Origin of the sequence: Arthrobacter sp. 49Tsu3.1M3, from assembly GCF_900168135.1 — a bacterium.
Taxonomy (GTDB): Bacteria; Actinomycetota; Actinomycetes; order Actinomycetales; family Micrococcaceae; genus Arthrobacter.
Window position 1 is genome coordinate 19,189 of sequence record NZ_FUZD01000010.1, and the last position, 25,956, is coordinate 45,144.

Annotated in this window: 20 protein-coding genes; 6 read left to right on the forward strand and 14 right to left on the reverse strand. The window is 68.4% G+C overall.

Annotated features, from left to right (window positions below; genetic code table 11):
- Positions 1-200 precede the first annotated feature (200 nt).
- From B5X90_RS12290 to B5X90_RS12300, 3 genes are read left to right on the forward strand one after another with little or no spacing between them, the layout of a single operon-like run.
- Positions 201-1,223 carry a 3-oxoacyl-ACP synthase III gene (locus tag B5X90_RS12290; protein ID WP_079553411.1) on the forward strand — a complete coding sequence of 341 codons (1,023 nt, stop codon included), beginning with the start codon at positions 201-203 and terminating at the stop codon, positions 1,221-1,223.
- A complete protein-coding gene (locus B5X90_RS12295; protein ID WP_079553414.1) occupies positions 1,217-3,916 on the forward strand; it encodes an alpha/beta fold hydrolase in 2,700 nt (899 codons plus the stop codon). The genes B5X90_RS12290 and B5X90_RS12295 overlap by 7 nt, the downstream gene beginning before the upstream one ends.
- Positions 3,913-4,950 (forward strand): NAD-dependent epimerase/dehydratase family protein, encoded by a 1,038-nt coding sequence (locus B5X90_RS12300; RefSeq protein ID WP_256860201.1) that lies wholly within the window; start codon positions 3,913-3,915, stop codon positions 4,948-4,950. Before B5X90_RS12295 ends, B5X90_RS12300 begins: the two co-directional genes overlap by 4 nt.
- Here the strand turns inward: B5X90_RS12300 and mutM are convergent.
- The 5 genes from mutM to coaD form a co-directional block, all read right to left on the reverse strand.
- The gene (gene mutM, locus B5X90_RS12305; RefSeq protein ID WP_079553420.1) at positions 4,886-5,857 is read right to left on the reverse strand and encodes a bifunctional DNA-formamidopyrimidine glycosylase/DNA-(apurinic or apyrimidinic site) lyase; all 972 of its coding nucleotides are present in this window, start codon (positions 5,855-5,857) and stop codon (positions 4,886-4,888) included. The genes B5X90_RS12300 and mutM overlap by 65 nt on opposite strands.
- A 9-nt stretch (positions 5,858-5,866) precedes the next feature.
- A complete protein-coding gene (gene rnc, locus B5X90_RS12310) occupies positions 5,867-6,589 on the reverse strand; it encodes a ribonuclease III (protein WP_079553422.1) in 723 nt (240 codons plus the stop codon).
- A 21-nt stretch (positions 6,590-6,610) separates the two neighbouring features.
- Positions 6,611-6,814 (reverse strand): 50S ribosomal protein L32, encoded by a 204-nt coding sequence (rpmF, locus tag B5X90_RS12315; protein WP_009356569.1) that lies wholly within the window; start codon positions 6,812-6,814, stop codon positions 6,611-6,613.
- A 36-nt stretch (positions 6,815-6,850) separates the two neighbouring features.
- Positions 6,851-7,375: a YceD family protein gene (locus tag B5X90_RS12320; protein ID WP_079553424.1), complete on the reverse strand. Its 525-nt coding sequence runs from the start codon at positions 7,373-7,375 to the stop codon at positions 6,851-6,853.
- A 173-nt stretch (positions 7,376-7,548) separates the two neighbouring features.
- Positions 7,549-8,049, reverse strand: coding sequence for a pantetheine-phosphate adenylyltransferase (coaD, locus tag B5X90_RS12325; protein ID WP_079553427.1), 501 nt, complete (start codon positions 8,047-8,049; stop codon positions 7,549-7,551).
- A gap of 174 nt (positions 8,050-8,223) precedes the next feature.
- On the opposite strand from coaD, the gene B5X90_RS12330 reads away from it, so the two are divergent.
- Genes B5X90_RS12330 through B5X90_RS12340 form a run of 3 tightly spaced genes read left to right on the forward strand, consistent with a single transcriptional unit; the run spans position 8,224 to position 11,080 of the window.
- Positions 8,224-9,075 carry an SDR family NAD(P)-dependent oxidoreductase gene (locus B5X90_RS12330; protein ID WP_372702889.1) on the forward strand — a complete coding sequence of 284 codons (852 nt, stop codon included), beginning with the start codon at positions 8,224-8,226 and terminating at the stop codon, positions 9,073-9,075.
- Complete coding sequence (locus B5X90_RS12335; RefSeq protein ID WP_079553429.1) at positions 9,072-10,292, forward strand: aminotransferase class I/II-fold pyridoxal phosphate-dependent enzyme; 1,221 nt, start codon at positions 9,072-9,074, stop codon at positions 10,290-10,292. Before B5X90_RS12330 ends, B5X90_RS12335 begins: the two co-directional genes overlap by 4 nt.
- Positions 10,293-10,294: 2 nt before the next feature.
- The gene (locus B5X90_RS12340) at positions 10,295-11,080 is read left to right on the forward strand and encodes a spermidine synthase (RefSeq protein ID WP_179129127.1); all 786 of its coding nucleotides are present in this window, start codon (positions 10,295-10,297) and stop codon (positions 11,078-11,080) included.
- Here the strand turns inward: B5X90_RS12340 and rsmD are convergent.
- The 9 genes from rsmD to B5X90_RS12385 all read right to left on the reverse strand — a co-directional run bounded on the left by rsmD (position 11,077) and on the right by B5X90_RS12385 (position 25,903).
- Positions 11,077-11,739, reverse strand: coding sequence for a 16S rRNA (guanine(966)-N(2))-methyltransferase RsmD (rsmD, locus tag B5X90_RS12345; protein ID WP_079553431.1), 663 nt, complete (start codon positions 11,737-11,739; stop codon positions 11,077-11,079). The two genes, B5X90_RS12340 and rsmD, sit on opposite strands and share 4 nt — an antisense overlap.
- Positions 11,740-11,778: 39 nt before the next feature.
- Positions 11,779-14,031, reverse strand: coding sequence for an ATP-dependent DNA helicase RecG (locus B5X90_RS12350; RefSeq protein WP_079553434.1), 2,253 nt, complete (start codon positions 14,029-14,031; stop codon positions 11,779-11,781).
- Positions 14,021-15,097, reverse strand: coding sequence for a DAK2 domain-containing protein (locus B5X90_RS12355; protein ID WP_079553436.1), 1,077 nt, complete (start codon positions 15,095-15,097; stop codon positions 14,021-14,023). Before B5X90_RS12355 ends, B5X90_RS12350 begins: the two co-directional genes overlap by 11 nt.
- A gap of 22 nt (positions 15,098-15,119) precedes the next feature.
- Entirely contained in the window at positions 15,120-16,175 is a 1,056-nt protein-coding gene (thiL, locus tag B5X90_RS12360; RefSeq protein WP_079553563.1) for a thiamine-phosphate kinase, read from the reverse strand.
- A gap of 173 nt (positions 16,176-16,348) precedes the next feature.
- The gene (locus tag B5X90_RS12365; protein ID WP_079553438.1) at positions 16,349-18,523 is read right to left on the reverse strand and encodes a hypothetical protein; all 2,175 of its coding nucleotides are present in this window, start codon (positions 18,521-18,523) and stop codon (positions 16,349-16,351) included.
- The gene (locus tag B5X90_RS12370; protein WP_079553440.1) at positions 18,510-19,409 is read right to left on the reverse strand and encodes a hypothetical protein; all 900 of its coding nucleotides are present in this window, start codon (positions 19,407-19,409) and stop codon (positions 18,510-18,512) included. The genes B5X90_RS12365 and B5X90_RS12370 overlap by 14 nt, the downstream gene beginning before the upstream one ends.
- On the reverse strand, positions 19,406-20,659 hold the full coding sequence (gene wecC / locus B5X90_RS12375) for a UDP-N-acetyl-D-mannosamine dehydrogenase (RefSeq protein ID WP_079553442.1): 1,254 nt from the start codon (positions 20,657-20,659) through the stop codon (positions 19,406-19,408). The genes B5X90_RS12370 and wecC overlap by 4 nt, the downstream gene beginning before the upstream one ends.
- 14 nt (positions 20,660-20,673) lie before the next feature.
- Positions 20,674-22,356 (reverse strand): glycosyltransferase family protein, encoded by a 1,683-nt coding sequence (locus tag B5X90_RS12380; RefSeq protein WP_179129128.1) that lies wholly within the window; start codon positions 22,354-22,356, stop codon positions 20,674-20,676.
- Between the two features lie 535 nt (positions 22,357-22,891).
- Entirely contained in the window at positions 22,892-25,903 is a 3,012-nt protein-coding gene (locus tag B5X90_RS12385; RefSeq protein WP_143264736.1) for a hypothetical protein, read from the reverse strand.
- Between the last annotated feature and the right edge of the window lie 53 nt (positions 25,904-25,956).

Here is a 25,956-nt window from a genome sequence, read left to right on the forward strand (position 1 = left end):
GACGCGGGGGGTTCGGGGCGGCCCCGGATACTTACAATCTACTGCGCATATGGGGCCATTCCGCGCAGAACCAGCGCGAAGCCGCCGCAGATGGCGGAGGCCGCATATGCGGGAATTGACCTCCACGGGGCATAGTTAAGCTCTCGGGCTTGTGAGCGGCCACCGCCGGAGCGCAGGACGGACATGAACAGGGGCTTGATTTGGTAGGCAATGCAACATTCCGGCACAGCAACACCGCTCTACTTTCGGTAAGCAGCGTCGAGGCTCCGACGATCGTCAGTTCCATGGATTTCGACCGCAAGCTGGCTTCGACCCTGCGGCGGCTAAGGGTCCCCCCGAAACTGCTCGAACGGGTCGCGGGCATCACGCACCGGCGCTGGTGGGCCCCCGGGACATCGTTCGACGACGCAGCCATCGAGGCGGGCGCAAAGGCCCTCGCCGAGTCCGGCATCGAAGCGTCCGAGATTGGCCTGCTGATCAACACCTCCGTGACGCGGCGCAACCTCGAACCGTCCGTCGCGGTGAAGATCCACCACGGACTGCGCCTGCCTTCCTCGGCCATGAACTTTGATCTGGCCAACGCCTGCCTTGGATTCGTCAACGGCATGACCCTGGCGGCCAACATGATCGACTCCGGCCAGATCAAGTATGCGATGATCGTCAACGGTGAGGATGCCCAGGCAACGCAGGAGGCCACCCTGGCCCGGCTGCAACGGCCCGAGACCACCCGCGAGGACTTCAACCGCGAATTCGCCACACTGACGCTCGGCTCCGGAGCCGCTGCGGCCGTCCTCGGCCCGGCGGACGAGCACCCCGGTGCGCACCGGATCCTCGGCGGTGTGATGCGTGCCGGCACCGAGCACCATGAACTGTGTGTGGGCAGCATTGACGGGATGGCCACGGACACCAAAGGCCTGCTCGACGGCGGCCTGCAGCTCGTGGTCGATGCCTGGCACGAGGCCCAGCCGGAGTGGAACTGGGCCTCGATGGACCGGTATGTCACGCACCAGGTGAGCACTGCCTATACCCAGGCCATCATTAACGCCATCGACCTGGACCCGGCCAAGGTGCCGATCACATTCCCGCACTGGGGCAATGTGGGCCCGGCCTCCCTCCCCATGACCCTCGCGGCCGAAGCGCAGACTCTCGCCGCCGGGGACCGCGTGCTGTGCATGGGCGTCGGTTCCGGCCTGAACACCGCCATGGTGGAAATCGTTTGGTAACCGCCGACTGGCCCGGCGTCGACCCCGAATGGTCGCGCGAAATCGATGTGGCGTCCACCTCCGCCGCGGATTCGCCCGGCACCGTGCGCCGCTGGCACCTGCTGGACAACGGTGCCCAGCTCGCGCGCCGCGGTTTGGCTCCTGCCGGCACCCTGCTGTGCGTGCATGGCAACCCAACGTGGTCCTACCTGTGGCGGACCCTGCTGGCCGCCGGATCCGGCCGCGAACATCCGTGGCGCGTGGTGGCCGTGGACCAGCTGGACATGGGCTTCTCCGAGCGCACCGGCACGTTCCGGCGCCTGGAGGACCGGATCAACGACCTGGGCGACCTCACCGCGGCGCTCGGCCTGGACGGGCCGGTCGTCACCGTCGGCCACGACTGGGGCGGCGTGATCAGCCTGGGCTGGGCTGTGGCCCATCCGCAGCAGCTCGCCGGCGTGGTGCTGACCAACACGGCCGTGCACCAGCCCTCCGGCGCACGCATCCCGCCGGCACTGCGGCTTGCCTTGCACCCTGCTGTGCACCGCTGGGGAACGACGGGGACGGACACCTTCCTGCGCGTAACGCATGCCCTGGCCCGCCCGCCGCTCGCCCCGGATGTCCGGGGCGCCTTCATGGCCCCCTACCGCGGCGCCGGCCGCCGCGCCGGCGTGGGGAACTTTGTCGCGGACATTCCCGCCGACGCGTCCCACCCCAGCTTCCCGACGCTCAGCCGCGTCGCGGAAGGGGTGCGGGGGCTGAGGGTTCCGGCCCTGATGCTCTGGGGCCCGCGCGATCCGATCTTTTCCGACCGGTACCTCAAGGACCTCATCGGCCGGCTGCCGGACGCGAAAGTGCACCGCTTCGAGGGTGCCGGCCACCTGGTCGCGGAAGACCGGGACATCGCCGCCCCCGTCTTCGAGTGGCTTGCCGGACGCGGACCGGCCGACGGACCGGCCGAAGAACTGGCCGACGACACGGTGCTGGAACACGGGACCGGGCCCCAGGAGCCCGGCGCCGGGGTCCCGCCGCTTTGGGCGCCCCTCGCCGAGCTGGCGGCGGGACCAGCGGCCGGGGACACTGCCGTCGCGGAAATGGCCACGGACGGCAGCGTCGGCCGCTCGCTCAGCTGGCAGCAGCTCGAACAGAACATCGCCGCCCTCGCGGCGGGCCTGCAGGACGCCGGTGTCGGGAACGGCACCCGGGTGAGCCTGATGGTTCCGCCGGGCGTGGACCTGACCGTGGTCCTCTACGCCTGCCTCCGGCTCGGCGCGGTGGTCATCGTGGCCGACGCCGGCCTGGGCACCCGCGGCCTGAGCCGTGCGGTGAAGGGCGCCACCCCGGACTTCCTCATCGGAATCGACAAGGCCCTGGCGGCCGCCTCGGTACTCGGCTGGCCGGGACGGCGCATCAGCGTGCGGGACCTGCCGGCCCGGCGCCGCCGGCTCCTCGCCGTCGAGACCTCCCTCGCTGCCCTTGCCCGCCGCGGAGCCGGCCTCAGCCCCGAACTCCCTTGCCCAGGTCCGGCCCCGGTTCCGGACCCGGACGCCCCCGCCGCGGTGCTGTTCACCTCCGGTTCCACCGGGCCCGCCAAGGGCGTGGTCTACACACACCGGCGGCTGTCTGCGATGCGCGATACCGTGGCCGCGACGCTGGAGATCCGCCGGGGCGCACGCCTGGTGGCGGGCTTCGCGCCGTTCGCCCTGCTGGGACCGGCGCTCGGAGCCGTTTCGGTGACGCCCGCCATGGACGTCACCGCCCCCCGGACCCTGACGGCCAGCGCCCTGGCGCACGCCGCAGCAGCCATCGACGCTACGGTGGTCTTCGCCTCGCCCGCGGCGCTGCGCAACGTCCTGGCCACCCGGGCCGGCCTGAGCCGGGCCGGGCACGAGGCCCTCGGGCGTGTGGAGCTGCTGCTCTCCGCCGGCGCGCCGGTCCCCGAAGCCCTCCTCGCAGACGTGCAGCGGCTGCTGCCGCGGGCCTCGCTGCACACCCCGTACGGGATGACCGAGGCGCTGCCCGTCACGGACATCAGCCTCGAACAGATCCGTGCCGCCGCGGCCGACGCCGCCGCCGGAACCCTCGCCGGCGCCGGCAACGGCGTGTGCGTGGGCCGGCCGGTGCAGGGCGCCCGCGTGGCCATCATCCCGCTCGCCGCCGACGGCACCGCACCCGGGAACGAGCCCGTCGGGGAGCCCGGAGTGACCGGGGAGATCCTCATCAGCGCCCCGCACGTGAAAGAAGCCTACGACCGGCTCTGGCTGACCCAGCGCGAGAGCGTCCGCACGGCCGGATGGCACCGCACCGGCGATGTGGGGCACCTCGACGCCGCCGGCCGGCTCTGGGTGGAAGGACGCCTCGTACACGTCGTGACGGCCCCGGGCGCCGTGGTGACCCCGGTGGGCGCCGAGCAGGCCATCGAACACCTGGACGACGTCGGGACGGCCGCCGTCGTCGGGGTCGGGCCGTCCGGGACCCAGGCCGTCGTCGCCGTCGTCGAAACCGTCCCGCCGGTCCGCCGGGCCGGCCCCGCCGCGCCGCAGCTGGCCGGCCGCGTACGGGACGCCGCCCGCGCGGCAGGCGTCAGCGTCTCCGCGGTGCTCGCCGTCCCCTCCCAGCCGACCGACATCCGCCACAACGCCAAGATCGACCGCAGCCGCCTGGCCCGGTGGGCTTCGGCGGTGCTGGCCGGCGGCCGTCCGGGCACGCCGTGAGGGTCCTCGTCACCGGCGCGAGCGGGCTGCTCGGCCGGGAAGTGGCACGTCTGCTGGTGCGGCAGGGCCACGCCGTCAGCACGTTCCAGCGCCGCCCCTCCGGCGTCGACGGCGCTACGGATCTCCAAGGGTCCGTAGCGGACGAGGCCGCCGTCCGCCGCGCCGTCTCCGGCGCCGAGGGCGTCATCCACCTGGCCGCGAAGGTCTCCTTCACCGGCCGCGCCGCCGAGTTCGACGAGGTCAATGTCGAAGGCACGCGCCGCCTGCTCCGTGCCACCCGCGAGGCCGGTGTCCGGGAGCTCGTGTTCGTCTCCTCCCCCTCTGTGGCCAATTCCGGGGCTGCCATCGCCGGGCTGGGCGCCGAGGCAGCGGACCCCGCCCGCGCGCACGGTGACTACTCCCGCACGAAGGCTGAGGCAGAACTGCTGGCGCTGGCCGCGGACTCGCCGGATTTCCGGGTTACGGCGGTGCGCCCGCACATCGTCTGGGGCCCGGGTGACACGCAGCTGGTGGAGCGGGTGCTGGAACGTGCCAGCCGCGGGCGCCTGCCGCTGCTCGACGCAGGCGCGGCCCTGATCGACACGACCTACGTGGACAACGCCGCTTCGGCCATTGTCGCCGCACTTGACCGCATAGGGCACATCCACGGCCGGGCGCTCGTGGTCAGCAACGGCGAACCCCGCCCGGTCGGCGAGCTGCTGGCGGGCATTTGCGCCGCGGGCGGCGTCCCTGCGCCGTCGTGGACGGTGCCGGGCAGCCTCGCGCGCGCTGCGGGATCGGTGGTGGAGAAGCTCTGGTCCCGGTCCGGCCGGGCCGGGGAGCCGCCGATGACCAGATTCCTCGCCGAGCAGCTCTCCACCGCCCACTGGTTCGACCAGCGCGAGACCCGTGAACTCCTCAACTGGGCCCCCGCCGTTTCGCTTGACGAGGGCCTGGCGAGGCTTGCCGGGCACTACGCCCGGACGCCCCCTACCAGCGCCCGTTCCGCGGCCGGGGCTGGCAGACGGGGCAGGTGTACGAGGACCGGTTCATGAACTGTTCCCGCAAGAGCCGGCTGACCCGGCCGGCGGCGGCGCAGCGCTTGCACTCAAGGCCCTCCCGGCCGTAGGCGTTAAGGGAGCGGTCGAAGTACCCGGAGGCTCCGTTGACGTTGACGTAGAGCGAATCGAAGCTCGTACCGCCGGCGGCCAGGGCATCGGTCATGACCTCGCGGGCGGCGTCGAGGACCCGCAGCGCGTCGGCGCGGCGCAGGGTGTCGGTGGGGCGGGCGTAGTGCAGCCGCGCCGTCCAGAGGGCCTCGTCCGCATAGATGTTGCCGATCCCGGAGACCAGGCCCTGGTCCAGCAGCGCCCGCTTGAGCCCGGTTTTGCGGGCGCGCAGGCGCCGGTAGAAGGTCTCGAAGGAGAACCAGGGATCCAGCGGGTCACGGGCAATGTGCGCGGCTTCCCCGGCGATGAGCGGCAGCGGCGTTTCGGCGAGGCCGCCAGGGCCGCCGTCGTCGGTGGGGATCAGCGTGGTCAGGAACAGGCCGCCGAAGATGCGCTGGTCCACGAACCGGAGCTGCCCGGGCATGCCGTCGGCCGGACTGAGCCGCAGCCTGACCTTCAGGTGTTTTTCGTCCGGAACGCCGGGGTCCTGCATGAGCAGCTGGCCGGACATGCCCAGGTGGGCCATGAGGGCGACGGCGGGGGCCGGCTCGCCTGCCGGGGTACCGTTTCCGGCCGGGGCGGGCGTGTCCGCCAGCGGCATCCACAGGAATTTGCCGCGGCGGACCACGTCCAGGACCCGTGCGCCTTCAAGGTTGCCGGCAAAGTCTTCCGGTCCCAGGGCGTGCCGGCGCAGGGAGCGCGGGTCCAGCACCTCGACGGAGGTGATGGTCCGGCCGCGCACCCAGCTCACCAGGCCGCGCCGGACCACCTCGACCTCGGGCAGTTCAGGCAATGCCGCTGCCTAGCTGCCGGTCTGGGACTGCAGCTGCTGCGGATCCGGCGCGGACGGGGCGGTCAGCCGGCGCCAGGCGTCGGCGGCGGCTTCCTGTTCGGCCTCTTTCTTGGAGTTGCCGGTGCCGGTGCCGTAGTCCGTGCCGCCGATCCGCAGCACGGCCTCGAACGTCCGGGCGTGGTCCGGCCCGGAGCCGTCGACCGCGTAGTTGATGGTCCCGAGCTGCCTGCTGGCAGCGAGCTCCTGGATGGACGTCTTCCAGTCGGTGCCCGCGCCGAGGGCGGCGGCGTCCTTCAACAGCGGGCCGACGAGCCGCATGACCAGCTGCCGGGCCGTCTCGATGTCGTTGGAGAGGTAGGTGGCGCCGATCAGCGCCTCCATGGTGTCCGCGAGAATGGAGGCCTTGTTCTTGCCTTCGGTGAGCTTTTCGCCCTGTCCAAGGTAGATGTACTCCCCCAGCCCGATGCTGCGGCCGATGCCGGCCAGCGCCCGGGTGCTGACGACGGCGGAACGGCGCTTGGCCAGGTCGCCTTCGGGCAGCGTGGGGTTGTCACGGTACAGCGCGTCCGTTACGGAGAACCCCAGGATGGAGTCGCCCAGGAACTCGAGCCGTTCGTTGGTGGGGATGCCGCCGTTTTCGTAGGCGTAGGAACGGTGTGTGAGCGCAAGACGAAGCGTCCCGGCGTCAATAGTGACACCGAGACGCTTCAGAAGCTCTTCAGTTGAAGACATCTTTTTCAGCCTGTTGGCGGATTAGACGTCTGCGACCTTGCGGCCCTTGTACTCAAGGAACAGCGCAGTGCCAGCCGAGTCGGTAACGACCTTTGCCTGGTGCGGCAGGCTGTACGTGACCTGGCCGTTCTCGACAGTCTTCACCAGGTGGGGGGCAGTTGCCTTCCACTGGGAGCGGCGGGCGCGGGTATTCGAGCGAGACATTTTCCGCTTCGGGACAGCCACGGCTAACTCATTTCTCTCTAGAAAAACACTTACAAATCAGTTTTGCCGGTCAGGCTTAGCCAAGTCAGCCAGGGCGGCCCAGCGAGGATCTACGACCTCGTGGTGATGCCCCGGCTCGTCTTCCAGGCGCACTCCACATTCGGAGCAAAGGCCCTGGCAGTCTTCCCGGCACACCGGCTGGAACGGCAGTATGGTGACAACTGCGTCCCGCAACACCGGCTCAAGATCGATCAGATCGTGCTCGACTCGACGTTGCTCTTCTTCGTCTTCTTCGTCGGAGAACACAGCATCCTCGTAGAAGAAAAGTTCTTGCACATCAACCTCTTGGTCATACGCAAGGGGATCCAGGCATCGGCCGCACTCGCCAGTAACTTCAACGTGCGCGGTTCCTGATACCAGAATTCCTTCGTGTACGGCCTCAAGCCGCAGGTCCAGCTCGACATCCGAGCCTTCCTGCACGCCAATGAGCGCCACACCAAGATCACTTGGCGCGGGTACATGTTCCGTCAGCGTCCGCATGCTTCCCGGACTGCGTCCGAGGTCCTTGACGTCGAACGCCAAGGGCGAACTAGCATCTCGTTTAATGAGAACTCCTGTTGAACATATGACCGACGTACTATCTTAGCCTGAACTTCCGGACGGACTCAAACCGGGGGCACGCCGGCGGTTCACACCACAAGCGGCCTGGATTCGGGCCACGCAACCGGCAGCAGGCCGCCGAGTACCGGTCAAGCTTACACTTTGCGCGCCCGGTTCGGGACCGGCTCGCCCGGGGCCAGCCGTTTCAGCACGGAGCGGGGAACAAAGTCCGAGACGTCCCCGCCGAGGGCGAAGACCTCTTTGATGAGGGTGGAGGACAGGTGCAGGTAGTGGCTTTCCGCCGGCAGGAACACCGTCTCGACGCCGGTCAGCTGCCGGTTCATCGTGGCCATCGGCAGCTCGTAGTCGAAGTCCGAGGACGAACGCAGGCCCTTGACGATGGCCGATACACCGCGCTGCCGGCAGTATTCGGCCAGGAGCCCCTCCCCCACGGGCTCGACCACGATCCCGCGCAAGGACGCGAACGTTTCCCTGGCCATGTCGATCCGCTCCTCCAGGCTGAAGCGGTACTTCTTGGCATAGTTCGTGGACACGGCCACGATCACCTCGTCGAAGAGGCCCGCGGCGCGCGCAATGACTTCCAGGTGTCCATTGTGAATGGGGTCAAAAGAGCCAGGGCAAACAGCGCGTCTCATGCTCCGAACCTACCGTATCCGCGCCGCAGCCCGGGATAACATGGCTGAATGTCAGCATCGAACAATCGCGCGGCCGTGCCTGTCACTGTGCGGCCCGTCACTGTGCGGCCTGTCACTGCGCCGCCCTTCACCGTGGAAGGCGGCGTGGTCCTGGTCACCGGCGCCGCCAGCGGCATGGGCAGGCTCTACGCCCTCCGCGCTGCCCGGGAAGGCGCCGAGGCGGTGATCCTCTGGGACGTCGACGCCGAGGCGCTGGCCGGCACCGCCGCTGAAGTCGCCGCCCTGGGCGCCCGCGCCATCCCCCGCACGGTGGACCTGGCGGATCGCGCCGCGATTGCCGGCGCTGCCCGGGAGGCCCGGGCCGAGGGGCCGCTGGCGCTGCTGGTGAACAACGCCGGGATTGTCCGCGGCGCGTACTTCTGGGACCACGCCCCGGACCGTGACATCGCCCTGACCATGGACATCAATGCCCTCGCCCCCATGTACGTCACCCTGGAGTTCCTGCCGGACATGATGGCCGCCGCCGGCCGCCCGCGCAGGATCCTCAACGTTGCCTCCGCCGCCGGCACGGTCTCGAATCCGCGGATGAGCGTGTATGCGGCCTCGAAATGGGCCGTCATCGGCTGGAGCGACTCGCTCCGGCTTGAGCTGGAGCAGCGGGGCTACGGCCACGTGAAAGTCACCACCTTCTGCCCCAGCTACATTTCCACCGGCATGTTCGAGGGAGCCCGGGGTCCCCTGCTGACGCCGCTCATGACGCCGGAGGACGCCGTGGACAGGGCATGGCGCGCTATGGCCGCCGGGCGGCCGCAGCTGATTGCCCCCGCCATGGCCAGGCTGGGGAAAGTGCTCAAGGGCATCCTGCCGGTGCGGGCGTGGGATTTCGTGGGCGGAAAGGTCTTTGGGATCTACACCACCATGGACAGCTTCACCGGCAGGGCCGCCGCCGGTGGCTTCCCGGCCGCGGCTGACGCCCCACACGCCGCTGCTGCCGCCGACAGCTCCGATACGGCAGGTTCCCGATGACAGGCCCGGCCCAGCTCCCTCCCCAGTTCCCGTGGCAGCGCGCCGCAACCGGCGCCAACCTGCTCTCCCCGGATGGTTCGCTGGGCGTGACGATCTTCGAGGAGATGACCACCCTGGCCCTGAGCACGGGCGCCATCAACCTCGGCCAGGGCTTCCCGGACGAGGACGGCCCCGTGGAGATCAAGGAGGCCGCCCAGGCCGCGATCGCCGCCGGAGCCAACCAGTATGCGCCCGGCAAGGGCATCCTGCCGCTGCGGGAGGCGATCTCGGTGCACCAGCAACGGTTCTACGGGCTGGCCCCGGATCCGCAGACCGAAATCATCGTCACCACCGGCGCCACGGAGGCGATCGCCGCCGCCCTGCTCGCGCTGGTAGGTCCGGGAGATGAAGTGCTCACCTTCGAGCCGTTCTATGACTCCTACGGCGCCATCATCGGGCTCTCCGGCGCCACGCACGTCACCGCCCCGCTCCTGGCCCCGGATTTCATGCCGGACCTGGCCGCGCTAGAGGCCGCGTTCAGCAACCGCACCAAGGTGGTTCTGATCAACAATCCGCACAACCCGACCGGCGCGGTGTTCCCCCTCGAGGTACTCGAGCGCGTCGTCGAACTGGCCGCTCAATACGACGCCGTCATCCTCACCGACGAAGTGTACGAGCACCTGACCTTCGGTGTGCGGCACATCCCGATCGCGACGCTGCCCGGGGCCGCCGGCCGCACGCTGACCATTTCCTCGGCCGGCAAGACGTTCTCCTTCACCGGTTGGAAGATCGGCTGGCTCTCCGGGCCGGAGGAGCTCGTGGCCGCCGCCCGGACGGTCAAGCAGTTCCTGAGCTACAGTTCCGGCACGCCCTTCCAGGCCGCGATCGCGGTGGGTCTGGGGCTTCCGGACGAGTTTTACGCGGGCATCGCCGACACCCTTCGGTATAAGCGCGACATCCTCAGCGAGGGACTGCGCGCGGCCGGCCTCGACGTGCTGACCCCGCAGGGGACCTACTTCGTCAACGTGGACACCTCACCGCTGGGGATCACCGATTCCGTGGAGCTGGCCCGCAGGCTGCCGGCCCTCGTGGGCGTCGCCGCGATCCCGGTGCCCGTCTTCTGCCACGCCGACGGCGCGGAGCGCACCCGCAGCCTGCTCCGCTTCGCGTTCTGCAAGCAGCTGCACGTGCTGGAGGAGGCCGCCGAGCGGCTGGCGACCTTGCGCGACAGGCTGTGAACATGGCCGGGCAGCAACCCGGGGCCTCGCGGTTCCTGCGGACCACCGGGCAGCACGCCGTGATCGAAGCGGATCCCTTTACCGACGGCGGCTTCGTGCTGAGCATCGGCGGCGCCGAGCAGTCCCACGTCAATCTGGCGGATCCCGCGGACATTTTCTACGAATACCTGCGCAGGATCGGGCATGTAGTGGACCTCGCCGCCCCGTGGGGCGAGCCGATCACGGCGCTGCATCTGGGCGCCGGGGCCCTGACGCTGGCCCGCTACATTCAGGCCACCCGGCCCGGCTCGGTCCAGTACGCGGTGGAGCTGGAGCGGGAATTGCTGGACTTCGTCCTCGCGCAGCTGCCACTGCCGGAGGGAACCGAGCTGCACACGGTCATCGGCGATGCCCGCGACGCCCTCGCCGGGCTTCCGGCGGAACTGCGCTTCGACGTCGTAATCCTGGACATCTTCTCAGGGCCGGAGGCGCCGGAACACATCGCGTGTACCGGGTTCTACCAGGAGGCGGCGGCCCGGCTGACGCCGCGCGGCGTGTTGATTGTCAACGTGGGCGACGAACCCGGGCTGACCCTGGTCCGGAGCCAGATCGCGGCCATGCGCCGGGCCATGGCCGACGTCTCGGCCTTCGCGGAGGCCGGAATGTTCACTGGCCGGTACCCCGGGAACATCATCCTGACCGGGACGCAGGGGCCGTGGCCGGAGGTCTGGACGGCGGCGCTCACGGCGCGCGGACCGCATCCGGCCCGGCTGCTCGCCGGCGTCGATCTGGACGCGCTGGCCGGCTAGTCCCTGGCCTCCAGGTCCGCTGCTTCCACAGCGCCCGCTGCTTCGAGGTCCGCTGTTTCCAGGGCCGCTGCTTCCGCAGCGTCCAAGGCCTCCACGCCGGGCTCGGCGAACCACAGCCGGGTTTCGCCGTACTTCTTCTCGGCAAACCGTTCCATGCCCCGGGGCCATGCCGGCTCGGGGCTCCGGGACGAGCGTTCCACCACCACGACCGCCCCCTCGCCCAGGTGCGGCACCAGCTTGGCCAGCACGGCAGCGAGGGCCGGCTCGTCCAGGGGGTAGGGCGGGTCCAGGAACACCAGGTCCCAGATCGCGGAGTCGGCGGCCCGGTCCAGGAACGATTCGACCTTGGAGCGGTGTACGGAGACCACCTTGCGGCCCGCGACGGTGTTGACAAGATCGGCGTTCCGCTGGCAGACGGCGCTGGCCTTGGCGTCGAATTCGACCAGGTCCACGGAATCCGCGCCGCGGCTGCCGCTTTCCACCCCCAGCGAGCCGGATCCCGCGTACAGATCGAGCACGCGGGCGCCGGCAATGACGTTGAAGGCGTCCAGCCGGGAGAACAGGGCCTCCTTGACGCGGTCGGTGGTGGGCCGGGTCAGGTTCCCGGGCACGCTGTTCAGCGTGCTGCCGCCGGCCGCACCGGCAATGATCCGGCTCATGCCCGGTCCCCCGTGGACGTCTTCGCCTGGCTCGTGGTCCTAGCCGCGTTCAAGGAACGCCTCCTTCTCGGGGTTCAGGTAGTCATCGATCGCGGCCGCGAGCAGGGGCTGGCCAGCCAGCGCGGGATCGGCGGCCACGATCCGCTGGGCGTCCTGCCGGGCCCGGGCGATCACGTCCTCGTGTTCGAGCACGCGCAGCAGCTTCAGCGTGGAGCGCCCGCCGGACTGCGAGGCGCCCAGGATGTCGCCCTCCCTGCGGAGCTTGAGGTCCTCCTGGGACAGTTCGAAGCCGTCGGTGGTGGCGGCCACGGCATCAAGGCGGCGCCGGCTCGGATGGCCCGGCTCCAGGGCGGTGACCAGCAGGCAGGTTCCGGGCAGCCCGCCGCGGCCCACGCGGCCGCGCAGCTGGTGGAGCTGGGAGATGCCAAAACGGTCTGCGTCCAGGATCACCATGAGCGTGGCGTTGTGGACGTCCACGCCGACTTCGATCACGGTGGTGGAGACCAGCAGCTTGGTCTGGTTGGCCGTGAAGGAGGCCATGGTCTCGGACTTCAGCACCGGGTCCTGCCTGCCGTGCAGCGGCGCCACAGCCACCCCGGCCAGGGCCGGTTCGTCCTGGAGATGTTCCACGACGCCGGTGACCGAGGCGAGTTCCCGGGAGCCGTTCTCGCCTTCGAGGTCCGCGGTGGACGGTTCGGCCTCGCCCGGGGTGAAGTCGCCGTCGTCGTCCGTGCCGATCTTGGGGCACACGACGTAGACCTGGTGGCCGGCGTCGATCTCCTCCCTCGAACGGGACCAGATGCGGGTGGCCCATCCCGGGTGTTCCGCGAGCCCCACCACGTGGGTGGAGATCGGGGCGCGGCCGGCGGGGAGCTCATCGAGCACTGAGGTTTCGAGGTCGCCGAACACGGTCATGGCCACGGTCCGGGGAATCGGGGTGGCGGTCATGACCAGCAGGTGCGGCGGTTTGCTGGCCTTGGCCCGGAGGGCGTCGCGCTGCTCCACACCGAAGCGGTGCTGTTCGTCCACCACGATCAGGCCGAGGTCGTAGAAGGAGACGTTGTCGCCGAGCAGGGCGTGGGTGCCGATCACGATTCCGGCCGTTCCGGAGGCGGCGTCGAGCATGGCCTGCTTCCGCGCCGCGGTGGGCATGGAGCCGGTGAGCAGGGTGACCTGGACGGCGTCGGGGCCGAACCCGCCGAGCATCCCGTCCCGGGAGAGCGGTCCGAGAGTGCGCCGGATGGATTCATAGTGCTGGGCGGCGAGGACTTCGGTGGGCGCCAGCAGGGCAGCCTGTCCCCCGGCGTCCACGACCTGCAGCATGGCGCGCAGCGCCACGATCGTCTTGCCGGAGCCCACCTCGCCCTGGAGCAGCCGGTTCATGGGCGAGTCCTGGGCGAGTTCGTCGGAGAGCGTCTTGCCGACGGCGGCCTGGCCGGCGGTCAGCGTAAACGGGAGCTGGCGGTCGAAGGCGGGCAGCAGCCCGTCCGGTGCCGGGCGGCGGGCCGTCGCTTCCTCGGCGGCGAGTTGGGCGCGGCGGCGGGCCAAGGCCGACTGGAGCACCAGGGCTTCCTGGTAGCGGAACCGGTCGCGGGCGCGCTGGTAGTCCGCCGGGGTTTGCGGGGCGTGGATCAGCCGGTAGGCGTCCGCGACCGGCAGGAACTTCTCCCGCGCCGCGATCCCGGCGGGCAGCGGGTCGCCTAGGGATTCCAGTTCCACGGTGTCCAGCAGGGTCGAGATGACTTTTTGGATGGACCAGCTGGTCAGTTTCGCCGTGGCCGGGTACACCGGGATCGGCATGGCGGCGAGCTTCTCCGGGTCGGTGCCGGGCGTTTCGGGGTCCTCGTCGAGCAGCAGGAAATCCGGGTTGGTCAGGCCGAGCAATCCAGCGTAGCGCGTGACCTTGCCTGAAAACATGGCGCGCCGGCCCGGCTGCAGCTCGGCCTTGGCCCGGAACCCGTTGAAGAAGCTGACCTTGAGCGTGCCCGGCAGTGCGCCGGCGGCCCGCGCGGAAGCGGCACCGCCGGCGTCGTCGGAGATCACGACGTCGGTGAGGGAACCGCGCCGGGCGCGCATGGAACGGGTGCTGCTGGAGACCACCCGGGCGATCAGGGTCACTTCCTCGTCCAGCGGGACCTCGCTGATGGGCGTGAGCTCGCCGCGACTGAGGTAGCGGCGGGGGAAATAGTTCAGGAGCCCGCCGACAGTGGTGATGCCAAGGTGTTTTTCGATGACAGCCGCGGAGCGCTTGCCGATGCGGCGCTCCAGGCCCAGTTCAAGTTCAGCGTGCATGTCCGTCGGGGTTTCGGGTTTCGGCGGCAGGTGCGAGAGCATCGGGGGCAGTAACTGTGGCGGCAACTGTGGTGGCCGGTGCCTCCGGGTCGCGCGGGACTGCGAGCTCGCTCACGGAAATGTCCGTTGGCTCGCCCAGGGAACGAATCAGCGCGACGGCGAGGTCCGCATCCAGGACGTGGACGTGGACGCGCCAGCGGTAGAGCCCGGCGGCGTCAGCGCCTCCGCCGACCTGGCTCATGATCACCGAGTCGCCCATTTCGTCGAGCCGTTGGCGCATCATGGCTGCGTCCAGCGGGGACAGGGAAATGGTGCACATAACTTCGACACCTTCGTCGCGCGGCATGCCGACGTGGATATGCGGATCCTGGACGTCGTAGCCGTGCAGCCCGTCCAGCAGTTCGCTCTGGAGCTCCTCGCCCAGCACGGCGGAGCGGAGGCAGTCCAGGATCAGCAGCATGCCCACGCCGCCGGCGTCCACCACGTGGGCGGCCTGCAGGGCATCGAGCTGCTCCTCCGTGCGGACCACGGCGGCCAGGGCCGCCTCGACGGCGGCGTCCAGGGCCAGGCCCAGGGTCTGGTTGCTGTCATCGCCGTCGTGGGCGGAGTCCACGGCGGCCGCGGCCCGGGCGGCAGCCTCCATGACGGAGAGCATGGTGCCGGGCACGGGATCACTCAGAGCGGACCAGGCCCGGATCTGGGCCCGGTTCAGGGCCGCGGCCAGCAGGGGTGAGCTGATCCGGGTATGCCCGGCCAGGGGTTCGGCGGCGGCGCAGAGGAAGACGGCGAACAGGGTTCCCGAGTTGCCGCGGGCCTGCTCCATGGCAACCTGGCCGGCTTGGGCCAGGACGGCGCCAACGTCATGCAGGGTCGGGTCCGGTGCCGCGTGCGGCGCCCCGTCCGGGTGTCCCGGCACGGCGGCGTCCGCTGCGTGGGCCGCGGCGCGGACGGTCAGGTAGAGGTTGGTGCCGGTGTCGCCGTCGGCTACCGGAAAGATGTTGATGGCGTTCAGGCGGTCGCTGTGGTTGCCGAGCGTGGTTTCCGCCTTGCCCAACCACCGCTTCATCGCTTGCGCGTTGGCGGCAATCTTAGTCTGCAAAGTGATCCCATCCCACAGTGTCAGCGGGCCTGCCCGCGATCGTTACTCCCGTGCTTTCGGTTGGTGCAGGGGCCTCTACCGAGCCTATCGCAGTGAACCCGGGAGGGAGCGGAACCCCTGCAGGGAAAGTGGCGAGCAGCCCATGGTCTTCACCGCCTCCGAGGACCCAGGCCATCGGGTCTGTCCCCAACAGCTCCGACGCCGGCAGCAGCGGGACGGCCAGCTCCTTCAGGGCGGCGGCGTCCAGGTTCAGCACCGCGCGGCTGGCGGCCGCCATGCGGTTTCCGTCCCGGACCAGGCCGTCCGAAATGTCCATCATGGCCGACGCTCCCGCCTCACGGGCCAGCGGTCCGGCGGCGAGCGGCGGCTGCGGCCTGCACTGGGTGTCCAGGAGGGAGCGCTGCCCGGCGGTCAGGGCGCCCAGCGGGACGTTCGACTCCAGCAGCGCCAGCCCGGCGGCGGCGCGGCCCACTGTTCCTGCCAGGGCCACGGTGTCCCCCGGCCGGGCCCCGGAGCGGAGGACGGGCTCCTTGCCGTCAAGGGTCCCCACGATCGCCACGCTGACCGCCAGTTCGCGGCCGCGGCCGAGGTCGCCGCCAGCCACCGCGCAGGCCGGAGCCCCCAGCCCTCTGATACCGGCCACGAGGCCGTCAGCGAAATCCTCCACCCAGGAGACGGGGGTCTCCGGCGGCATGGTCAGGCTGACGACAACGGACGTGGCCCGGGCTCCCATGGCGTTGATGTCGCTCAGGTTTTGCGCCGCGGCCTTCCAGCCGACGTCGTACCCGGTGGTCCGGTAGCCGTTGTTCCATTCGAGCCGGAAATCCTGGTCCGCCACTTGGGTGTCGATGCTCAGCACGGTCCGCCCGTCCGGTGCGGCGACGATCGCGGCGTCGTCCCCCGGCCCCAGCAGCAAGTACGAGGCCGCCGCCGGTCCGCCATTGGGCTGCGGGGTCGTCAGCCGCGGAAAGATGCGCCCCAGCAGCTGGGACTCCGAGAGGCCCGCAACGGTCAGGGCGGCGTCCGTCTGCAGGGCGTCGGGCACAGCAGTTTCGGGCACAGCAGTTTCGGGCACAGCGGTTTCGGGCACAGTGGTGTCGGGCACAGCAGTTTCTGGGACAGCGGTTTCGGGCACAGCGGTTTCGGACACAGGGTCGGGCACAGTTTCAGGCACAGCCCTACGCTACCGCGAGGGACTGACCGTGCCGGGCTGTGGCTTCACTCGCCGAGTACTTCCTCCAGCCAGGCCTCGCCCGTGGACCGCATGTCGAACCGCCCGACGTATTCGGCGGCGGCCCGGGACTCCTCTGCATACGCACGGGGCGAGCCGTTGAGGGCCGAGACCAAGGCACGGACCTGGGACGTTGTCCCCCGGGTCCAGCGGTTGCTGAATATTTCATCCACTCCGGGCCTTTGCCAGAACAGCGGTACGGCACCTGATGCCATGCCCTCGGCGGGGGCGAGGTGGAAGCTCTCGTCCGAACTGGGTGACAGGACATAGCCGATCTTGCGCAGCCAGGACGCCATGTCGGGGCCAAACGGTTCAAAGACCACGGCATCCCGCAGCGCCGGGGACCTGCCGATACGGTCAAAAATCTCCAGGTACGCCTCCCGCTGGAACGGCTTCTTCCACTCGTACGGATACTCCCACGGCATTCGTCCGCGGACATGCAGGGTGTACCTGGGGTCTTCATCCAACAGCTCCTCGAGCAGGTCAAGGGCCCGGTCCAGGCGCTTGCGCATGGGGACGATGCCCACCAGCCCCAGCCGGAAGCGGTGATCCGGTTCCTTGGATCTGCGGAGGTCCATGACGTCCACGGCGTTCGGGATGACCCGGATGGCGGTGCCGGTCCAGCCGGTGCTTGCACGGGTGCGATCCACATAGAGTTGCGAGACGCAGATCAGGGAGTCAATGTTTTCGGCGGCCACATCGCCCATCCAGGGGCCGTTGAGCTCGAACATGTGAAGCCGCACAATGAGCTTCTGCCTCCGCCGTTTGTTGTTCGAGTACCAGACAGCGTTGGGCCCGCACCATTCACAGATGATCACGTCGGCCCAGTCCCTGAGCCGCTCGGACTCTTTTACGTCGTGCTGATGAAGTGAGGTCCAGTGGTCGAAAGCGAGCTCGATGTCGTCCCGCATCTCGAGGACGGACACCAGCTCGCCCGCAAACTTGAGGTCGTGACCGGCAATCAGCACCCGCGTCTTTTGCTTGGACCGCGGGCTGCGGGCGTAGTCGCCTTCGGACCGTTCGAAATAGGCTTTCAGCCGGGCCGCCGATGCTGAAATCGAGTAGTACCGGACACGATTGGACACTTCTTCCTTCAGCTCGGCAAGGGTTCCCCTCGCCGCCAGAAGGGTGCTGAGAACGCCGTCCGTCGAATCGTCGTCGACATACAGCGGATAGTCCACGCCGAAAAGCTCCAGATGCTGCGCATTGCGGTTCACCATCGGCGGAACCCCCAGGGCCGCGTACTCGAGCACCTTCGTCGAAATTTCGAGGCTGGCGTCCATGCTTCGATCCCGCCAGCTCAACCCGACGTCGTGCCGGCTGACTTCCTTTGCGGCCTCATCACGGGACATCCCGCCCAGCCAGTCGATCCCCGGCGAGCTCACCGCCGCCTCCATCGTGGCCGACCACTGCGGGTCCTGGAGGTCGTGCTGGAACTTGTCGCCGATCATCGTCACCGCAAGGGGAAGGTTGTGTTCCCCGACCGTCGCCGGGAGGGAGCACATTTCCAGGGTCCGCCATTTCCTGGCGAACTTGCCGGAGTAGACCGCTCTCAGTTTCCGGCCGGTGCCAGGTGAGCCGCCCCGCAGGTCAAAGTATTCATCGGGCACCATGGGCGTGAGGACCAGGGTCTTTCCCGCGGCCTCGGGAATCGTCGCCTCAACGTAGGAGCGTGCGGCCTCAGTCTGCACGAAGAAGCGCCGGCATTGTCCGACGGTCCTCCTGAGCACCGCGAGGTCTTTTTCAGAAAGCCGGGACCCGGGATGGGCGATGTCCGTGATGTAGAGCCATGACTTGGGACCCAGGACTTTGGAGTTTGCGACGTGCGCCGCCACCTGGGCGCCGCGGGCGATCACGACGTCGAACGGCCGTTGCGCGTCAAGCTGGGCCATGCGCTGCGCTGCTGTTCGGGGCTGCAGCGCCTCGATGTCCGCGCTCTCGCCAGGTTGGGCGATTTCCACGCCGGGCAAGTCAGCTATCCGGTCAAGCAGCCGCGTCTTCGTGACTTGGGTCTTAAGAAGTACGCAGACTTCGGAGCCCGTGCGGGATAACGCCTCGGCCATGGAGACGAGCCAGACGGCGGACCCGTCGATGATATTGAGGTCGACGTCCCCGTAGAGGAGGATCTTCCGCGCGGAGCCGGTGGTATCAGGGCGAGGCAATGAGCGCTCCTCTGTTCGTTGTGGCAAAAGCTTCCAGCGAGGTGAGCAATCCGAAGCGGTAGTCTTCGGTCCACTCCGCCAGGGCAGAACGCTCCGAAAACACAACATCCGACGCTGCTTCGAAATCCGTGGTGTAGATATCGGCTTCCAGCCGTGTTTTCACAAAATAGGCTGGCACCCCTCGGGACCTGCACTCAGCGAGGGCCCGGAGTATTTCGTTGGCAAGCAGCGTCCCTGCCGCGGAGTCGGCCCCGAACCAGATTCCGGCCGTGAAAGCGCTGTCTTCGATAACCAGCGCGGACCCCCGGCCGTTCGCGATCTGGGCAGCGATGGTGCTCGGCCGCAATGATTCAAGGGCGTGGGCATCGCCCAAGTACCGGTAAAGCTCCTGGCCCATGATGGAGTAGACAACCCGTCCGCCCCACGGTGCCGTTACAGGCGCTCCGAGGTAGCGGAGAATCTTGGCCTGGCGGTCCCGGTCATCCGTAACAGCGGCCGCGAGCCGGCCGACTGCCCGTCCGGCAGTCGGAGCCGCGGTGGGAGCGGATTTTGTGCGCTCCGCTGCGGGAGCCGTGGCTTTCGCCGCGGGAGCACTGGCCTTCGCCGCCGGTGCGGACAGACCGCGTACCAGCTCGCGCAGCTCCCTGTTGCGCGAGTGGGCCTTCCGGGCTTCGGTTTCCTGCAGCCACCGTATCCTGACCAGCTGCGAGACGGCCGTCACCGCGATGAGTGCGAACAGCGCCAGGGGCAGAACCGCGAGCGCCGGCTGCCTGAGCGCGAGGCAGAGGATGCCGCTGAGTACTGCGGCCGCGCCGCAGTAGGACATCGCCATGACCACCCGGCTTTTGAAGGCTGTGCGCAGTGTCTGAACGAGCCGATCGATCATGAGCTGAAGACTCCCCGGGTATCGACGAGGAGCTTGCCGGCCAGGGCTTCGGCGGGCAGGGCCCGGACGGCGTCATGGTCCACAAGCACCACCACGAGCGCGGAACGGCTCACTGCTTCCTCCAAGGGCACCAGCCGGACATTGTCCCGGTGCTGCAGGCGCCCGGGCAGGCTGTCGATGTGGGGCTCGGCGACGTTGATCCGGGTGGCCGGCATCGATTCGGCGATGCCATGGGCAATGTCAATGGCGGGCGACTCCCGCAGGTCGTCAATGTTTGCCTTGAACGCGAGCCCCAGGACGGCAATCTCGGCGTTCCCGGGCAAGCCGGCAAACGCCGCACGCACCTGGTCCAGGACCCAACGCGGCTTCTCATCGTTAACGGTCCGGGCCGCTCTGATCAAACGCGACTCGGCAGGTGCTGCAGCGACGATGAACCAGGGATCGACGGCGATGCAGTGACCCCCGACGCCGGGTCCCGGTTGCAGGATGTCGACGCGCGGGTGGTGGTTTGCCAGCCGGATCAGTTCCCAGACGTTGATGCCCAACTTTTCGCTGATGACCGAAAGCTCATTAGCAAACGCTATGTTGACGTCGCGGTAGGAGTTTTCCACCAGTTTGGCCATTTCCGCCGTAACGTCGTCGGTGATCAGTATCTCGCCCTGGCAAAACACCGCATAAAGGTCTTTCGCGAGATCGGCGGCGCGACGGGTGATCCCGCCAACAATCCTGTCGTTGGTGACAAGCTCGATCATGACTTTGCCGGGCAAGACGCGCTCGGGGCAATGGGCCAGGAGAATCGCGGGCCTGCCTTCGGCGCCGTCCAGCGATAGATCCGGCCGGAGCGAGACGATGTACTCGCCCAGATGGCGGGTTGCCCCCGGGGGCGACGTGGACTCAAGGATGATCAGTTCACCACCTTGCAACACCGGCGCGATCCCGCGTGCGGCCGCCTCGATGTAGCTCAGGTCAGCCCTCTTCTCCGCCGTGAAGGGCGTCGGAACGGCCACAATGAACGCATCAGCGGCGGGCGTCTCGGTGGTTGCCTTGAGCCGGCCCTGGCTGACGGCACCGGCGACGTGGATCCCCAGGTCTGGCTCGACGAAGGGCACACGCCCCTCATTCACTGCGTCCACCGTCCGCTGATTGACGTCCACGCCGATGACGTCAAGGCCGTTGGTTGCCAGGATCGCGGCTGTGGGCAACCCGATGTACCCCAGTCCAATGACGGCGATGGTCCGAAAGTTAGTCAATCTGGTGACCCCTATCAAAGCGTGATGACTTCACGTGGATTTTCGAAAATTTGAATTTCGCCGTCCATTGCAGGCTCCCCGGCCGGTACAACCGGCCCGTTCCCCGCGCCGGGGCGGATCTGGCAGTAGTTGAACCTGTCGGCTGCGTAGATGGAGCCATCGGATGCCGCGACGGACGCCAGGAAGGCGCTGTCATCGCCCCGGTCCAACGCCTCAAACGGGTGCGCCTCGAAGACCTCCCTGCGTGCAGTGATGGTCGGTCCTATCACCCGCCGGCCGAACCGGTGCTCCTGGTGTGCGGCGCGGAGCATGGTGGTCCGGCTGGAACGCAGGTGAGTGTAGTGGGACTGCTTCCCCACCACGTCTGCCCCGGAATAGCTGAGCGCGTACAGCAGATCGGCGACGTAGTTCGGCGCGTAATAGTCGGCGTCGTCCATCCTGGTGAGCACCGCTCCCGTCGATGCTTCAACGCACCGGTTGAGGCACTCGCCGAGGGTCAGTGCGGCCGGGGCGGCGAGCACCTGGTACTTCGCCACGCCGTGGGCGTGCGCCAGCCCGGCGCAGAGACCCTCGGCGGCCGCAAAGCCGCGGGTCAGCAGGATGAGCTCCAGGTCGACGCCGGCCTGGCCGCCGGCGGTCTGAAATATTTGGTCCAGCTGTTCCGGACGGGTTGTGCTCACCAGTGCACTGACGGAGGGAAGAGCCACGGGCCGGCATCGCTCCGGCGCGACCGCCCGGACAATGGATTCTGCCCGGTGCGCGTACGTATGCGCTCCCCAGATCCGGCGCTGGGCCTTGTGGACCACCCGTTCATTGAAGTCCGGATTGGACGTCAGCTTGCGCAGCATGATTTCCGCCTCCGGCCGGGCTGCAGCGACGAGAACCTCATCGTCCGCGAAGAACCGCGCTATCGCCGCGCTGGGAGCGGAGACGACTGGTGTGCCCGAGGCGGAGATCTCGAAGATCCGGCGGGCGCACATGCTGGGCGATTCGATCACCGAGTTGACGTTCAGGAACGCCTTGTATGCCCGGTAGGCCGTCAGCATCTCGGCGTAATTCAATGAGCCGACCACGTGCTGGTCGAACGGCTCCGGGAACTGGTAGTTCTGGTCCCCGCCCAGCTGGCGGGAGAATATTTCCAGTTCGGCGCCGCCGGTTCCGGCTTCGGCCATGGCCGCGCCGAGGAGCATGTCCATCTGGGCGCGGCGTTGGGGATACTTGTGGGCGAAATACATTCCGGCGAAAGCCACGCCCCGGGAATGCCATCCGTGTCCTGGCCGGACGGGGTTGTGGATGGCGGGCTGCGCGGCAAACGGAAGGGTGCCCACCCTGTGGTGGCCCAAGTCCCTCACATAATCAGGGATGCGGTCCGAATCACTGGTGAAGACGTGGTCAAACAACTTTGCTGCCGGAAGGAAGTCGTCGTAATGCGGTGGGTCCTCCTTGTTCCAGAAGACGGTCGGAATGCCGCGGGCACGGCACCACTCCACAAGCCGGACCAGCTGGACGCCCGGCCCCTTGGAACCGGTGAGCTGGTATTGCCAGGAGCCGGAATTTCCGTTCCAGGCAGATTCCACGAACAGGAAATCGATGCGGGTCTGTCCCAGTTGGTCACGCCACAGTTCCTTGCGCAGTTCGAGCAGGTTCCATTCGAACGCAAAGGAGGTACGGGTGAAATCGTCCAGGATCACGCCCACGCTCAGATCCGGGCGCCGCGGTCCGGGACCGGAAGCTTCGTATGGTGTGAACTGCAACTGCCGGTTTGGCCCCCGCCCCGCCCAGTGGCCCGCTGCACCATTCGTCCCGGGCGAAACGGCGGGGGTCCGTTCTGTTCTCCGGTGCGGCCTCCGCCTTTGAAGGTGGGCCTTGCCTCGCATTTTCAACTGCCGCAGGGCTCGTTGTACGTCCGCCGGGATGCCCATCAGCCCCGGCCCCATCCGCATTTGATCCGGCCCGCGCCGGTGACCGGCCGGCCGGCCGTGGCGTTCTGCCGTGCGGCCGCAGCGGGTACCACTTCAAATTCTGCAGGCACTGCCCGGCACTCCTCCATGATGCGTCCAATACGGCGTTGCATCAGCGCCGGGGCACCACCGTCGGGCCGCCAAAAGGAAGTCCGTCCAAGGGCCAAGAAGCCGCTGAGCCCCCTACCTTCATCGAAGGTAGGGGGCTCAGGTAAAGAGAATGGCGGTCCGAGGTGAACGAAGGCCAAACAGCTCCGGGCCAGTCAGCCCGTCAGTAGGTAAGGGATTGGCATCCCAGCGCGGACACCCCGGTCCGCAGGACGCCGGCCCCGGCGCTGGAGACACAGACGGTGTACTTGCCCCGGGCCTTGACGGGAAGGGCGGCGCGGTAGCCGTGGTTTCCGGTCACGCCCAGCGCGCGATTTACATCCGGCCGGGCCAGGTTGGCCAAGGCACTGTAGCTCTTGGAGCTCGAATCCGGAGACTTGACGGTGACGCGGACCGGAACGCTCTGGCTCGTGAAGCCCGGATCCATGGCCCAGCCGGTTGCCACGATCGATTTACTGGTGCTGGTCCCGGACAGGCGGGCGGTGTCGAGGTAGCCCCGCACCGGGGCGGCGGGCTGCGCAACCACATCCCGGCAGCCGAGCAGTGTGTTGCCCGCACTCAGCGGGCTCACGGAGATGCCGTAAGCGCACACGTGGTAGGGGCCGGACAGGGTGATGGGGATGCTGTTCTGGAATCCGTGGTTTCCGGGCAGCGAAAACGCGGCATTGACGTCCGGCCGCGTCCCGTTCGCGGTGAAGGGGTAGCCCTTGGTCTTGCCGTCCGGGCCTGTGACGTAGATGTGCACGGCGTTGGAGGCCGCCGGCGTGCCGGGTTCGTACGTCCAGCCGGAAGCCGTGATCACCGCCGATGGCGTCCTGGTCTGCACCACGATGGAGTCCACGTAGCCGACCGGCCGCGCAGCAGGGGTTGCCGTAGCGTTGACGCAGCCCAGGAAGCCGTTGCCCTTGGTCAGGGTGGCGACCGCGATTCCGGTGGCGCAAACACGGTACGTACCGGCCTTCGTCACGCTCACGGATGTCTGGTACCCGTGTGAACCGGCGATCCCCATGGCGGCGTTGACGTCGCTCCGGGCAGCGTTGGCGGTGGTGGTCACTGTCTTGGTGCTGCCGTCGGGCGCCGTGACACTCAGCTGGACGGGGATCGAGGCCGACGGGACGCCGGCGTCGAAGGACCAGCCGGCGACGTCCAGCCGTGCCGAGGACCCTGCGTTGATGAAGGCCACGGAGTCCAGGTATCCGGTGGGCGGGTCACTGACAGCCACCGGGACGTTGCGGCAGCCCAGGGTGGTGTTACCGGCGGCAAACGGGGCGACGGGGATGGCGTAGGCACAGACCCGATACGTGCCGGTCTCGGTCGCAGGGACGGTGACCGCAAACCCGTGCGTTCCGCTGACCCCCAGGGCCTCATTGACGTCCGGGCGCGGCACGTTGGCGGTAAAGGCCTGGCCGGTGGTGGCTCCGGATGGAGTGGTCACGTAGACGTGGACCGGGATGGACGCGCTTGCCTGGCCGCGGTCCACGGCCCAGCCCCGCAGCTTGATGGACGGCTTGCCAGAGACCATTGCCGTGCTGACCTCATCGAGGGATCCCTCGGGTGCTGGCGTGCCGGCCAGGGTGAGGGTCCGGCAGCCCAGTGCTGTGTTGTTAAAGATGCCGATCGCATAGGCGCAGGCTTGATACTGCCCGGCCGCTTTGACGGGGATCGACTCCTGGAAGCCGTGGTTTCCGCTGATGCCCAGTGCCGCGTTGACATCGGCGCGCGGCTTGTCAGCGGTGTAGGCGTGGCCCGTCGTCGTCCCGTCAGGTGCTGTGACGTAAACGTGCGTCTGGGTGGAGGTGGACGCCGCTGCAGGATCGACCGCCCATCCGCGGACGTTGATGCTGGCGCTGGACGAGGTGACCGCGAGGGCTGCGCTGTCGAAGGAGCCCTTCGCGGGCGCACCTGGCGGACGGATCGTCACGGTGGCCGCGGTGTTGCTGACAGCGTCAATGGATACCTTGGTGCCGGCGTGCGTTGTGAAGGTCTGGCCGGCCTGCCAGGCCTGGGTGTTGCTGTAGTAGCCGTTGAAGGCGGTTGCCCGGGTATTGGGAGGAAGCAGGATCGAGGAGTTTCCTCCGCCCTGCTGGGTGATCTTCACGCCGCGGTTTCCGTCCTGGGCAATGACGGAGTCGTAACCGACCGGGGTGCGGAGTTCGAGGAAGTACACCTCGCCGGATTTCGGGTCCGTGAACTTCGCTGCGCGGTTGGCACCTGCTCCGGCCCAAGGCTTGAGGTTCACCGTGCGGGGGGCGGATACCGTGCCCAGGTTGGCGATCTCGTTACCGTTGCCGAACCGGCCCATTTCCCAGAAGCTGGCGCTGATTTCCGGCATGAGGTCGAAGTGCGAGATGCCCATGAGGTCCAGGTTGTCGCCGTAGGTCTTGATGCTGCAGGTGGCATCCGCGAACCCGGCGAACGGACCGGAGGCCACGTCCATGGCGCCGCTGCCGCACAGCAGGCTGTTGGCGTGGTCCATGCCGAGGGCGTGCCCGAATTCATGTGCCAGGACCGGCGTGGAGAGCCGGCTGTTCTGCGGCATCAGGATTCGGCCGCCAATGTTGCCGTTGCTGTAGGTCATTCCCGCGGCGCCGTTGGTGAGGTAGGCGCCGGGGATGAACATGACCAGTGCCGTATAGGAACTCTGCGTCCAGCCCAGCTCCTGGGAGACGATGTCCACGATCTGCGCGGGCGACTGCTTGGAGGTCGCGGCGGACTTGTGCAGCTGGCGTGAGGCTGAGAGTGCAATGTCCACCCGGCCTGCGGTGGCGTAGGCCCAGTAGCGGTTAGCGGCGCTGAGCGAGGCCTTCGCGGCAGCCATGGGGACGGCCGCGTCCGTTTCGGCTGCAGTCTTGTCTGCCAGCTGCACCGTTACCAAGGTGGTTTTCAACGTGCCGGCCAGCGGCGCGCTGACGTAGGTGTACTCGGACTTTGCCCTGCCTGCGGGAGGTTCCGGGCGCACAAAGTCATCCACCTGCCCCTGGGGGCTCGGGTCCGACACCGCCGGCACGGCACCGGTCTGCACGGCACCAGTCTGCGCGGCAGACGACGGCGCCAGTGCGCCGGCAGACACCTGTCCGGCGGCCTGCACCTCCACAGCGGCCACGGCGGCCTGCGGCAAGGTTGCTGCCAGCATCACGGCGGCAATCACGGTTGCCGCTATGTTTAGTTTTCGCAAGATTGCTCGCTTAAGGGTGGGACCGCAGGTGGAGACCTGTTGGTGGGAGCGAC

Bases quoted from the DNA above. Each gene is read 5' to 3' on its own strand.
- rnc (WP_079553422.1), bottom strand. From the start codon at position 6,589: ATGTCTTCAACTGAAGAGCTTCTGAAGCGTCTCGGTGTCACTATTGAC.
- coaD (WP_079553427.1), bottom strand. From the start codon at position 8,049: ATGAGACGCGCTGTTTGCCCTGGCTCTTTTGACCCCATTCACAATGGA.
- B5X90_RS12330 (WP_372702889.1), top strand. From the start codon at position 8,224: ATGGGCAGGCTCTACGCCCTCCGCGCTGCCCGGGAAGGCGCCGAGGCG.
- B5X90_RS12335 (WP_079553429.1), top strand. From the start codon at position 9,072: ATGACAGGCCCGGCCCAGCTCCCTCCCCAGTTCCCGTGGCAGCGCGCC.
- B5X90_RS12340 (WP_179129127.1), top strand. From the start codon at position 10,295: ATGGCCGGGCAGCAACCCGGGGCCTCGCGGTTCCTGCGGACCACCGGG.
- rsmD (WP_079553431.1), bottom strand. From the start codon at position 11,739: ATGAGCCGGATCATTGCCGGTGCGGCCGGCGGCAGCACGCTGAACAGC.
- B5X90_RS12350 (WP_079553434.1), bottom strand. From the start codon at position 14,031: ATGCACGCTGAACTTGAACTGGGCCTGGAGCGCCGCATCGGCAAGCGC.
- B5X90_RS12355 (WP_079553436.1), bottom strand. From the start codon at position 15,097: ATGAAGCGGTGGTTGGGCAAGGCGGAAACCACGCTCGGCAACCACAGC.
- B5X90_RS12370 (WP_079553440.1), bottom strand. From the start codon at position 19,409: ATGATCGATCGGCTCGTTCAGACACTGCGCACAGCCTTCAAAAGCCGG.